This is a genomic window from Streptomyces sp. NPDC059649 (genome assembly GCF_042734445.1).
Lineage (GTDB): Bacteria > Actinomycetota > Actinomycetes > Streptomycetales > Streptomycetaceae > Streptomyces.
The window spans coordinates 55,564-66,822 of record NZ_JBHWDV010000046.1 but is presented as its reverse complement, the minus strand read 5'-3'; the positions used below and the strand labels follow the sequence as shown (position 1 = coordinate 66,822).

Sequence of the window (11,259 nt, the reverse complement as noted above, 5' to 3'; positions counted from 1 at the left end):
GCGCCGCGGCCCGGCGCGCCCCGCCCGGCCGCCCGCCGCCCGGGCCCGGCCCGGCCCCGCTCCGGCACCCCGGTGGTCCGCCTCGGCAGCCCGCGCCCCCGGCTCCGCCTGGTCTCCCTCGGGCTGACGCTGATCATGCTGATCTTCGTCGTACGGCTCTTCCAGGTGCAGGCCGTGGACGCCGGGGCGTTCGCCGCCCGGGCCAACGAGAACCGCTACGTACCGGTCAAGCTGGCCGCCGAACGCGGTGACCTCACCGACCGCAACGGCGTGCCGCTGGCCACCTCCGTGGACGCGTACGACATCACCGCCGACCCCAGCCTGCTGGCGCCCGCCAAGACCAAGATCCCCGACGCCCCGCGGCGGGCCGCCGCGCTGCTCGCGCCGATCCTGCACATGGACAGGGCCGCGCTCACCGAGAAGCTCGACCGGCCCGGCTCCCGGTACGTGCTGCTCGCCCGGCAGCAGACCCCCCAGGTGTGGAAGCGGATCAAGGACCTCCGTAAGACCCTCGACGCCCGGGCGGCCGCCGCCCCCAAGAGCGCGCCCCGCCCCGACGTCCTGGTCGGGATCTTCGCCGACAAACACAGCAAGCGCCTCTACCCCAACAAGGACCTCGCCTCCGGCGTCCTCGGCTTCGTCAACAGCGCCGGCAAGGGCGGCGGCGGCCTGGAGGCCCGGCTCGACAAGCAGCTCGCCGGCAAGGACGGCAAGCTCGTCTACGCCCAGTCCGGCGGCCGCCGGGTGCCCACCGCCGACACCCAGGAACACCCCGCCGTCCCCGGCGCCGACATGGAGCTCACCCTCGACCGCGACATCCAGTGGGCGGCCCAGCAGGCCATCACCCAACAGGTGGCGAAGTCCGGCGCCGACCGCGGCTACGTCGTCGTCCAGGACACCCGCACCGGCGAGATCCTGGCCCTGGCCAACGCCCCCGCCTTCGACCCCAACGACGTCACCAAGGCGGAGCCGGAGGCGCTGGGCAACGCCGCGCTGTCCGACGCCTTCGAACCGGGGTCCACCAGCAAGCTGATGTCGATGGCCGCCGTACTGGAGGAAGGGGTCGCCACCCCGTCCACCCGGGTCACCGTCCCCAACCGGCTGCACCGCGGCGACCGGCTCTTCGCCGACGACGTCGACCACGAGACCTGGCACCTCACGCTCAACGGCGTCCTCGCCAAGTCCAGCAACATCGGCACCATCCTCGCGGCCGGCCAGCTCGGCCGGAGCCAGCCCGAGGCCAATCGGGTCCTCTACTCCTACCTGCGCAAATTCGGCATCGGCCGGCCGACCGGGCTGAACTTCCCGGGCGAGACCGACGGCATCCTGGCCAAGCCGCAGGCCTGGAACACCTCGCAGCAGTACACGATCCCCTTCGGCCAGGGGCTGTCCCTCAACGCCGTACAGGCCGCCTCGGTCTACTCCACCATCGCCAACGGCGGCGAGCGGATCGCCCCCACACTCGTCCGCGGCAGCACCGGGCCCGACGGCCGCTTCGTCCCGGCGCCCAAGCCCGCGAAGACCCGAGTGGTCAGTCAGAAGACGGCCCGCACCCTCGCCACCATGCTGGAGTCGGTGGTCGACGACGAGGAGGGCACCGGCGCGAAGGCGAAGATCGACGGCTATCGGGTCGGCGGCAAGACCGGCACCTCCAACCGGGTGGACCCCAAAACCGGCCGCTACCACGGCTACACCGCGTCCTTCGCCGGTTTCGCCCCTGCGGACAAACCTCGCATCACGGTCTATTGCGCGGTGCAGAATCCCACCAGGGGCAGCTACTTCGGCGGCCAGGTCTGCGGCCCGATCTACCAGCAGGTCATGGCCTTCGCGCTGAAGACCCTCCAGGTCCCGCCGACCGGCGCCGCACCCCCGCGCCTGCCGGTCACCTTCAGGCCAGGCCAATGAAATCGAGGCAATCCCGCCGTGACGACCATCACCCCCGACGGCCTCCCCGAGCCCGCCGACCGCGCCCCCACACGGCCCTCACTTCGCCCCGGGCCCGATCGGCCCGGTACGCTCACCGCCGTGTCACATGCTGATCAGTCCCCGAACGCCCCGCACGCTCACAAGGGCAGCCCCGGTACCTACCCGGGAGCACCGCGCCCTGACCGCGTCCGCCCCACCCCCCTGGCGGACCTCGCCGAGCAGCTGGGCACCCCGGCCCTCGCACCCGAGCACTCAGAGGTCCACGTCACCGGCATCACGCACGACTCCCGGGCGGTCCGCCCCGGCGACGTCTACGCCGCGCTGCCCGGCGCCCGGCTGCACGGTGCCGACTTCGTCGCCCAGGCCGCCGACCTCGGCGCCGCGGCGATCCTGACCGACCCGTCCGGCGCCGACCGCGCCGCCGCGACCGGCCTGCCGGTCCTCGTCGTCGACAACCCGCGCGGACGGATGGGCGCCCTGGCCGTCTCGATCTACGGCGCGCCGGGCGAGGACCTGCTCCAGATCGGCATCACCGGCACCTCCGGCAAGACCACCACCGCCTACCTCATCGAGGGCGGACTGCGCGCCGCGGCCGCGAAGCGCCCCGAAGAGGGGGGCCTGCGCGAAGCGCAGACCGACCAGGGCGGTGGCGGGCGACGGGCGGGCGGCCTCACCGGCCTGATCGGCACCGTGGAGACCCGGATCGGTGACGAGCGGATCAAGTCCGAGCGCACCACCCCCGAGGCCACCGACCTGCAGGCGCTGTTCGCCGTGATGCGCGAGCGCGGCGTCCGCGCCCTCGCCATGGAGGTCTCCAGCCACGCCCTGGTCCTCGGCCGGGTCGACGGCTGCGTCTTCGACGTCGCGATCTTCAACAACCTCAGCCCGGAGCACATGGAGTTCCACTCCGGGATGGAGGACTACTTCCAGGCCAAGGCACAGCTGTTCACCAAGGCCCGCAGCCGGGCCGGCGTGGTCAACCTCGACGACGAATACGGCCGTCGGCTGGCCGAGGGCGAGTCCGAGGTCCCGGTCACCACCTTCTCCGCCGAGGGCCACCCGGACGCCGACTGGCGCGCCTCCGACGTCGAGGTCGGCGCGCTCGGCTCCACCTTCACCGTGCACGGCCCCGACGGCCAGACGCTGCGCGCCGCCTCCCCGATCGCCGGCCCGTTCAACGTCGCCAACGCGCTCGCCGCGATCACCGCGCTGGTCGTCGCCGGTATCGACCCGCAGACCGCGGCCGACGGTGTCGCCGCGGTACCCGGCGTCCCCGGCCGCCTGGAGCGCATCGACGCCGGCCAGCCGTACCTGGCGGTGGTCGACTACGCCCACAAGACCGACGCCGTCGAGTCCGTCCTGCGCGCGCTGCGCAAGGTCACCGACGGCAAGCTGCACGCCGTCCTCGGCTGCGGCGGCGACCGCGACCCGCACAAGCGCGCCCCCATGGGTGCCGCGGTCGCCCGCCTCGCCGACACGGCCATCCTGACCTCCGACAACCCCCGGGGCGAGGACCCGCTCGCGATCCTCGCCACCATGCTGGCGGGCGCCGCGGAGGTGCCGATCCACGAACGCGGCACGGTCCTGGTGGAAGAAGAGCGGGCCGCCGCCATCGCCGCCGCCGTCGCCCGCGCCGAGCCCGGCGACACCGTGATCGTCGCGGGCAAGGGCCATGAGCAGGGCCAGGACATCGCCGGAGTGGTGCGCCCCTTCGACGACCGCCAGGTGCTGCGCGAGGCCATCGAGGCTTCCTTGACGTCACCGCACCCGAAACACCAGGGATGACACTCCGCCATGCGCGCACAACCCAGTCCCCGTCACCGACCGCCGCTCGCCGGGGGTGACCTGTGATCTCCCTGTCCCTCGCCGAGATCGCGAGCATCGTCGGCGGGCAGCAGTACGACATACCGGACGCCGACCGACAGGTCACCGGACCGGTCGTCGCCGACTCCCGGGCGGTCCGCCCCGGCGGCCTGTTCGTGGCCTTCGCCGGGGAACGCGCCGACGGCCATGACTTCGCCCGCGGCGCCGTCGAGGCCGGCGCGGTGGCCGTACTCGCCGCCCGCCCCGTCGGCGTCCCGGCCATCGTCGTGCACGACGTCACCGCCGCCCTCGGCGCGCTCGCCCGCGCCGTCGTCGAGCGGCTGGGCACCACCGTCGTGGGCCTGACCGGCTCGGCCGGCAAGACCAGCACCAAGGACCTGATCGCCCAGCTGCTGCAGCGGCACGGTCCGACCGTCTGGCCCGAGGGCAACCTCAACAACGAGATCGGGCTGCCGCTGACCGCGCTGCGCGCCGATGAGACGACCCGTCACCTCGTACTGGAGATGGGCGCCCGCGGCGTCGGCCACATCCGCTACCTCGCCGCGCTGACCCCGCCCCGGATCGGCGTGGTGCTCAACGTCGGCTCCGCGCACATCGGCGAGTTCGGCGGCCGCGCGCAGATCGCGGAGGCAAAGGGCGAACTCGTCGAGGCGCTGCCCGCCGCCGAGGACGGCGGCGTCGCGGTCCTCAACGCCGACGACCCGTACGTCCGCGCCATGACGGCCCGCACCAAGGCCCGCACGGTGCTCTTCGGCGAGGCCGAGGACGCCGCCGTACGCGCCGAGAATGTCCGGCTCACGGAGCTCGGACAGCCCGCCTTCACGCTTCACACACCCTCCGGGTGCAGCGATGTGACCATGCGGCTGTACGGTGAGCACCACGTGTCGAACGCGCTCGCCGCGGCCGCCGTCGCCCATGAGTTGGGCATGCCCGTAGACGAGATCGCCCTCGCGCTCTCCGAAGCCGGCACGCTCTCCCGCTGGCGCATGGAGGTCACCGAGCGCGCGGACGGCGTGACGGTCGTCAACGACGCCTACAACGCGAACCCCGAGTCCATGCGAGCGGCGCTGCGCGCGCTGGTCGCGATGGGCGCCGCCGGCAAGGCGAAGGGTGCTCGTACGTGGGCGGTGCTCGGTGAGATGGCCGAGCTCGGTGAGGAGTCGCTCGCCGAACACGACGCGGTCGGGCGGCTGGTCGTCCGGCTCAACGTCAGCAAGCTCGTGGCGGTCGGCGGCAGGGAAGCGGCCTGGCTCGACATGGGCGCCAAGAACGAGGGTTCGTGGGGTGAGGAGTCGGTGCACGTGTCCGACACACGGGCGGCGGTCGACCTGTTGCGCAGCGAGCTGCGGCCGGGAGACGTCGTGCTGGTGAAGGCGTCCAGGTCGGTGGGGCTGGAGCGGGTCGCCGCAGCACTGCTGGATGACGCAGGGCTGTCGGGCGCCGCGGGCGCCGAGGGTGGAGCCGCAGCCCGATGAACTCGATGAAGCAGATCCTCTTCTCCGGAATGATCGGGCTCTTCCTGACCCTGATCGGCACCCCGCTGCTGATCAAACTGCTGGCCAAGAAGGGGTACGGGCAGTTCATCCGCGATGACGGCCCGCGCACCCACGGCAGCAAGAAGGGGACGCCCACCATGGGCGGTATCTCCTTCATCCTGGCGACGATCATCGCCTACGTCATCACGAAGGTGATCACCTCCAGCGACCCGACGTTCTCGGGCGTGCTGGTGCTCTTCCTCTTCGCGGGGATGGGCCTGGTCGGCTTCCTCGACGACTACATCAAGATCGTCAAGCAGCGTTCGCTGGGCCTGCGGGCCAAGGCGAAGATGGCCGGCCAGCTGATCGTCGGCATCGCGTTCGCGGTGCTCTCGCTGCAGTTCGCGGACCTGCGCGGACAGACCCCGGCCTCGGACCGGCTGTCCTTCACCCAGGACTTCGGCTGGCAGATCGGCCCGGTGCTCTTCGTCATCTGGGCGCTGTTCATGATCCTGGCGATGTCCAACGGCGTGAACCTCACCGACGGCCTCGACGGCCTGGCCACCGGTGCCTCGGTGATGGTCTTCGGCGCGTACACGTTCATCGGCATCTGGCAGCACCAGGAGTCCTGCGCCAACCAGATCACCGCGGGACCCGGCTGTTACGAGGTCCGCGACCCGCTCGACCTGGCGGTCGTGGCCTCAGCCCTGATGGGCGCCTGCTTCGGCTTCCTGTGGTGGAACACCTCACCCGCCAAGATCTTCATGGGTGACACCGGCTCGCTGGCCCTGGGCGGCGCGCTCGCCGGCCTGGCCATCTGCTCCCGCACGGAACTGCTGCTCGCCCTCCTCGGCGGCCTCTTCGTCCTGATCACCATGTCCGTGGTCATCCAGGTCGGCTCCTTCAAGATGACCGGCAAGCGGGTCTTCCGGATGGCGCCACTACAGCACCACTTCGAACTCAAGGGGTGGTCCGAAGTCCTTGTGGTGGTCAGGTTCTGGATCATCCAGGGCATGTGCGTCATCGTGGGACTCGGCATCTTCTACGGCGGCTGGCAGGCAGCGAAGTGACCACGCACGAGCCGGACCGGATCCCCGAGGGGTTCGCCGGTATGCAGATCACCGTCGCCGGCCTCGGCGTGAGCGGCATCAGTGCCGCCCGCGCCCTGGCCGGCCTCGGCGCCCGCGTCACGGTCGTGGACGGCGGCGCGGGCGAGAAGCAGCAGGAGTCCGCGCGCGAGCTGGAGGCGGCCGGGATCGCGGTCCGCCTCGGCGACGGCGAGACCCTGCCCGAGGGCACCGACCTGGTGGTCACCTCGCCCGGCTGGAAGCCCGACAGCCCGCTGTTCGCGGCGGCCGCGGCGGCCGGTGTGGACGTCGTCGGCGACGTGGAGATCGCCTGGCGGCTGCGCGGTCCGGACTCCGCCGACTGGCTCGCGGTCACCGGCACGAACGGCAAGACCACCACGGTCCGGATGCTCGCCGCCATCCTGGAGTCCGAGGGCCTGCACACCATGGCCGTCGGCAACATCGGCACCCCGATCGTCGACGTGGTCCTGAACCAGGGCAAGGACGGCGCCCGCCCCTACGACGTGCTCGCCGTCGAGCTCTCCAGCTACCAGCTGCACTGGGCACCGTCACTGCGCGCGTACTCCGCCGCGGTCCTCAACATCGCCCCCGACCACCTCGACTGGCACGGCTCCATGGAGGCGTACGCCGCCGACAAGGGCCGGATCTACGAGGGCAACCGCGTCGCCTGCGTCTACAACGTGGCCGACAAGGCGACCGAGGACCTGGTGCGCGAAGCCGACGTCGAGGAGGGCTGCCGCGCCATCGGCTTCACCCTCGGCACCCCCGGCCCCTCCGAACTCGGCGTCGTCGACGGCATCCTCGTCGACCGCGCCTTCGTCGAGAACCGGCAGAAGCAGGCCCAGGAGCTCGCCGAGGTCTCCGACATCGCCCCCGGCTCCGGGCCCGCCGCCCCGCACAACGTCGCCAACGCCCTGGCGGCCGCCGCGCTGGCCCGTGCCTACGGCGTCCGCCCGGCCGCGGTACGCGAGGGACTGCGCGCCTTCCACCCGGAGGCGCACCGCATCCAGCACATCGCGGAGATCGACGGCGTCCGCTACATCGACGACTCCAAGGCCACCAACACCCACGCCGCCGAGGCGTCGCTGGCGGCGTACGAGCACATCGTGTGGATCGCCGGCGGGCTCGCCAAGGGGGCGACCTTCGACGAGCTGGTGAAGACGGCGGCGGCCCGGCTGCGCGGGGTGGTGCTGATCGGCGCCGATCGGGCGCTGATCCGCGAAGCCCTGGCGCGACACGCCCCCGAGGTCCCGGTGGTCGACCTCGACCGGACCGACACTGGGGCGATGCCCGAGGCCGTCCGGGAAGCGACCCGTCTGGCCGGGCCCGGCGACACCGTCCTGCTGGCTCCGGCCTGTGCCTCGATGGACATGTTCGTCAATTACAACAAGCGGGGCGACGCCTTCGCCGACGCGGTCCGCGAGCTGACCGCGAGGGACCAGTAGACCGTTTCTCCCCGTGGCCGCCGGCAGCCGGCGGCGAGCGCACCAGGAGGGGACGAGGATGACGGCCCGATCGGCAGACGCGGGACGGGCGGGCGGGGGCTCGTCCGCGAGACCGGGCGGCGCCTCGTCCGCGAGAGCGCGCCGGGGATCGTCCGCCCCGGCGCGTCCGCCCCGCCGGCCCGCCACCGCGCGTCCGGCCCCCGGCGGCCGCCCGTCGGCCGGCGGCCCCCGGCGGCTGCTGAACCGGCTGAAGCGCGCCTGGGACCGTCCGCTGACCGCGTACTACCTGATCCTCGGCGGCAGCCTGCTGATCACCGTCCTGGGCCTGGTGATGGTCTACTCGGCGTCCCAGATCAAGGCGCTGCAGTCCGGCCTCGCCCCGTCGTTCTTCTTCCGCAAACAGCTGCTCGCGGCCGTCCTCGGCGGCGGACTGCTGCTGATCGCCACCCGGATGCCGGTCCGGCTGCACCGTACGCTGGCCTATCCGCTGCTCGCGGTCTCGGTCTTCCTGATGTGCCTGGTGCAGATTCCGGGCATAGGGGTCGCGGTCAACGGCAACCAGAACTGGATCAACCTCGGCGGCCCTTTCCAGATGCAACCGAGCGAGTTCGCCAAACTCGCCCTGGTCCTGTGGGGCGCCGACCTGCTGGCCCGCAAGCACGACAAGAAGCTGCTGGTGCAGTGGAAGCACCTGCTGGTGCCGCTGATCCCGGTGGCGTTCCTGCTGCTCGGCCTGATCATGCTCGGCGGCGACATGGGCACCGCGATCATTCTCACGGCGATCCTCTTCGGACTGCTGTGGCTGGCCGGTGCGCCGACCCGGCTGTTCGTCGGCGTGCTGGGCACCGCGACGGTGATCGGCGCGCTGCTGATCAAGACCAGCGCCAACCGGATGTCCCGGCTCGCCTGCATCGGCGCGACCGATCCGGGCCCCGGTGATCAGTGCTGGCAGGCCGTGCACGGGATCTACGCCCTGGCCTCCGGCGGATTCTTCGGTTCCGGCCTCGGCGCAAGTATGGAAAAATGGGGTGAACTCCCTGAACCGCACACCGACTTCATCTTCGCCATCACCGGGGAGGAACTGGGTCTGGCGGGGACGCTGTCGGTCCTCGCCCTCTTCGCGGCTCTAGGCTATGCGGGTATCCGCGTGGCCGGACGCACGGAGGACCCCTTCGTACGGTACGCCGCGGGAGGCGTGACCACCTGGATCACGGCCCAGGCCGTGGTCAACATCGGTGCGGTGCTCGGTCTGCTGCCGATCGCCGGTGTCCCGCTCCCGCTGTTCTCCTACGGAGGCTCCGCCCTGCTGCCGACGATGTTCGCCGTCGGGCTGCTGATCGCCTTCGCGCGTGACGAGCCCGCCGCACGGGCGGCGCTGGCCGCGCTGGCTACGCGGAAGCCGGGTTTCGGCAGAAAACCGGCTGGGGTGAGATGGAAGACGATGAGACGGCGCGTCAAGAAGCGGCCGTCCGGAGAGCGGTGAATTTCGGTGCATGTCGTACTCGCCGGTGGGGGGACCGCCGGCCACATCGAGCCCGCGCTCGCCCTCGCGGACGCACTGCGGAGGCAGGACCCCACCGTGGGGATCACGGCACTCGGCACGGAGAAGGGGCTGGAGACCCGGCTCGTCCCGGAGCGCGGCTATGAGCTGGGTCTCATCCCGGCCGTACCGCTGCCGCGCAAGCCCACCCCCGAACTGATCACCGTCCCCGGGCGGCTGCGCGGCACGATCAAGGCCGCCGAGCAGATCCTGGAGCGCACCAAGGCCGACTGCGTGGTCGGCTTCGGCGGCTATGTGGCGCTGCCCGGCTATCTGGCCGCCAAACGGCTCGGGGTGCCGATCATCGTCCACGAGGCCAACGCCCGCCCCGGCCTGGCCAACAAGATCGGTTCGCGGTACGCGAAATTCGTCGCCGTCAGCACCCCGGACAGCAAGCTGCGCGGCGCCCGCTACGTCGGCATCCCGCTGCGCCGCACCATCGCGACCCTCGACCGGGCCGCGGTCCGCCCCGAGGCGCGGGCCGCCTTCGGGCTCGACCCCAATCTGCCGACCCTGCTGGTGTCCGGCGGCTCGCAGGGCGCCCGCCGGCTGAACGAGGTCATCCAGGCCGCTGTGCCGGCCCTCCAGCGCGCCGGCATCCAGGTGCTCCATGCGGTCGGTCCGAAGAACGAATTGCCGCATGTGGACAACATGCCCGGGATGCCGCCCTATGTCCCGGTACCGTACGTGGACCGGATGGATCTCGCGTACGCCGCGGCGGACATGATGCTCTGCCGCGCGGGCGCGATGACCGTCGCCGAGCTGTCCGCCGTCGGGCTGCCGGCCGCGTTCGTCCCGCTGCCCATCGGCAACGGCGAGCAGCGGCTGAACGCCCAGCCGCTGGTCAACGCCGGCGGGGGCCTGCTGGTCGACGATGCCCAGCTGACCCCGGACTGGGTGCAGGGCAATGTGCTCCCGGTCCTGGCCGATCCGCACCGGCTGTACGAGATGTCCCGCGCGGCCTCCGAGTTCGGCCGCCGGGACGCCGACGAGCTGCTGGTCGGCATGGTGTACGAGGCGATCGAGCAGCACCGCAAGTAGCGCACGAGAGAAGGCAGGGAGCGTGGCCGGACCGACAACCGCCCGACGCGGCGAGAAGAAGTCACCGTCCGGCCCGCCCTCCTCCACGGAGGCGCGCGGTCGAAGACTCCGCTGGGTGCGCCTGCCCCGTCGCGCGCCGGGCCGCCGCGGTCTGATCATCACCCTGGTTCTCGCGGTGGTGCTCGGCGCGTTCGGCGTCTGGACGCTCTACGCCTCCGACTGGCTGCGGCTGGAGCGCGTCCGGGCCGGTGGCACCGACGTCCTGACCCCGCGTGAGGTCGTCGCGGCGGCGCACGCCCCCATGAACGCCCCGCTGATCTCGGTGGACACCGACGCCCTCGAACACCGGCTGCGGGCCCGGCTGCCGCGCATCAAGAGCGTTGACGTGGAACGCTCCTGGCCGCACACCATCAGTCTCAAAGTGACGGAAAGAGTCCCGGAACTGCTGATGCAAACGGGCAGAAAGTTTGTCGAAGTGGACGCCGAGGGCGTCCGGTTCGCCACCGTCAGCGCCGCTCCCAAGGGTGTTCCCCTTCTGGAAATGTCCGTTTCCGACTCCCCGAGTACGCGCCGCTTCGGTAACGACCGGTTGCGGCGCGCCGCGGTCGCGGTCACTCAGGATCTGCCCCCAGTCGTACGCAAAGACGTACGCAAGGTCCGGGTACGGTCATATGACGCCATCAGCGTCGAATTGGCCGGCGGGCGCACGGTCGCCTGGGGCAGCCGCGAACAGGGCGCCGAAAAGGCGAAGGTGCTGGCCGCGCTGCTGAAAGCGGCCCGTACCGCCCGGCACTTCGACGTCTCGGTCCCCAGCGCCCCTGCGGTGTCGGGGAGTTGACGTACCAAGTCGCAGGCCAGCACCCTGGATGGCTACGACTATGGGTGATCACATAGGGTGAAAAGAAAAACGGGAGGTTCGG

At 71.6% G+C, this 11,259-nt stretch carries 8 protein-coding genes; all 8 read left to right on the top strand.

Annotated elements, in window-relative coordinates:
• A partial coding sequence (locus ACFV1J_RS32665; RefSeq protein WP_385864191.1) for a peptidoglycan D,D-transpeptidase FtsI family protein occupies positions 1–1,905 on the top strand: 1,905 nt, incomplete at its 5' end.
• An 18-nt stretch (positions 1,906–1,923) separates the two neighbouring features.
• On the top strand, positions 1,924–3,711 hold the full coding sequence (locus tag ACFV1J_RS32660) for a UDP-N-acetylmuramoyl-L-alanyl-D-glutamate--2,6-diaminopimelate ligase (RefSeq protein WP_385864189.1): 1,788 nt from the start codon (positions 1,924–1,926) through the stop codon (positions 3,709–3,711).
• Positions 3,712–3,773: 62 nt separating this feature from the next.
• Positions 3,774–5,225, top strand: a complete 1,452-nt coding sequence (murF, locus tag ACFV1J_RS32655; protein WP_385864187.1) for a UDP-N-acetylmuramoyl-tripeptide--D-alanyl-D-alanine ligase — start codon at positions 3,774–3,776, stop codon at positions 5,223–5,225.
• 5 nt (positions 5,226–5,230) lie between these two features.
• Positions 5,231–6,295: a phospho-N-acetylmuramoyl-pentapeptide-transferase gene (gene mraY, locus ACFV1J_RS32650; protein ID WP_261957163.1), complete on the top strand. Its 1,065-nt coding sequence runs from the start codon at positions 5,231–5,233 to the stop codon at positions 6,293–6,295.
• A gap of 41 nt (positions 6,296–6,336) precedes the next feature.
• Positions 6,337–7,758 (top strand): UDP-N-acetylmuramoyl-L-alanine--D-glutamate ligase, encoded by a 1,422-nt coding sequence (gene murD, locus ACFV1J_RS32645; protein WP_385864197.1) that lies wholly within the window; start codon positions 6,337–6,339, stop codon positions 7,756–7,758.
• A gap of 58 nt (positions 7,759–7,816) precedes the next feature.
• The gene (ftsW, locus tag ACFV1J_RS32640; protein ID WP_385864185.1) at positions 7,817–9,241 is read left to right on the top strand and encodes a putative lipid II flippase FtsW; all 1,425 of its coding nucleotides are present in this window, start codon (positions 7,817–7,819) and stop codon (positions 9,239–9,241) included.
• A gap of 6 nt (positions 9,242–9,247) precedes the next feature.
• A complete protein-coding gene (murG, locus tag ACFV1J_RS32635; RefSeq protein ID WP_030415220.1) occupies positions 9,248–10,339 on the top strand; it encodes an undecaprenyldiphospho-muramoylpentapeptide beta-N-acetylglucosaminyltransferase in 1,092 nt (363 codons plus the stop codon).
• Positions 10,340–10,361: 22 nt separating this feature from the next.
• Complete coding sequence (locus tag ACFV1J_RS32630; protein ID WP_385864182.1) at positions 10,362–11,177, top strand: cell division protein FtsQ/DivIB; 816 nt, start codon at positions 10,362–10,364, stop codon at positions 11,175–11,177.
• The last annotated feature ends 82 nt before the right edge of the window (positions 11,178–11,259 follow it).

Bases quoted from the DNA above. Each gene is read 5' to 3' on its own strand.
- murD (WP_385864197.1), top strand. From the start codon at position 6,337: ATGCAGATCACCGTCGCCGGCCTCGGCGTGAGCGGCATCAGTGCCGCC.
- mraY (WP_261957163.1), top strand. From the start codon at position 5,231: ATGAAGCAGATCCTCTTCTCCGGAATGATCGGGCTCTTCCTGACCCTG.
- ftsW (WP_385864185.1), top strand. From the start codon at position 7,817: ATGACGGCCCGATCGGCAGACGCGGGACGGGCGGGCGGGGGCTCGTCC.